General features: G+C 63.8%; 1 protein-coding gene. It reads left to right on the top strand.

Annotated elements, in window-relative coordinates:
• Nucleotides 1-231: 231 nt before the first annotated feature.
• Nucleotides 232-918: Rpn family recombination-promoting nuclease/putative transposase (locus ACKVEX_RS16575; RefSeq protein WP_473216845.1), on the top strand; the 687-nt coding region annotated here is incomplete at its 3' end.

The raw sequence follows: 918 nt of genomic DNA on the forward strand, positions 1-918 counted from the left end.
CGACGCCGGCACTCTGGACGAGGTTTTCAGCGAGGGCTGACTTCGGCGCGATCCCCATCACGCACCGCTCCCTTCCCCGTGGTGGGCGGCGCAAGCCGCGAACGTTTTGCCCCTGCGGTAGCCCCCATCATTCGCGGCTTGCGCCGCTATCCCCGTTGTAAATCGCATCCGAGCGGAAGCCATCATGCATATCGGATAGAATGCGTATTCATACGACATTCAGTCCGCGCCATGACTCCTCACGACGGATCATACAAACACATCTTTTCCCACCCGCAGATCGTATACGATCTGCTCACCGGTTTCGTGCGCGAACCGTGGGTCGAGCAACTGGATCTCGGCACCCTGGAACTGACCAACGGCAGCTACGTGAGCGACGACCTGCGCGGTCGGGCCGACGACGTCGTGTGGCGCGTTCGCACCCGGCACGGTGAACAGTGGCTGTACGTGTATCTGCTGATCGAGTTCCAGAGCCGGGTCGATCCGTGGATGGCGCTTCGGATTCTGGTCTACACCGGCCTGCTGTATCAGGACCTCGTCAAGTCGGAGCAGGTGCGACCCGGTGATCGCTTGCCGCCGGTGTTCCCGATCGTCGTCTACAATGGAGAAGGCGTCTGGCGTGCGCGGCGCGAAATGGCCGAACTGATCGAACCGGTCGCGGGTCTGAAAGCATACTGCCCGCGCCAGAAGCATGTGGTGCTGGACGAAGGGCGGCTGAGCGACGACGAGATCGCCGCGGGCGAGAGCACCCTGGCCGAGATGATCCGGCTGGAGCGCACGCCCACCCCGCAGGAACTGAGGGCGATCGTGTCGCGTCTGACGCGCCGGCTGAATCATCCACGCTACGACAGCCTGCGCCGCGCGCTGGTGGTGTGGCTGAACCGGGTGGTGCTCAAGCGCCTGATGCCGGGTGAGCGG

It is taken from the genome of Denitraticella aggregata, assembly GCF_048158365.1.
GTDB lineage: Bacteria > Pseudomonadota > Gammaproteobacteria > Burkholderiales > Rhodocyclaceae > Azoarcus_F.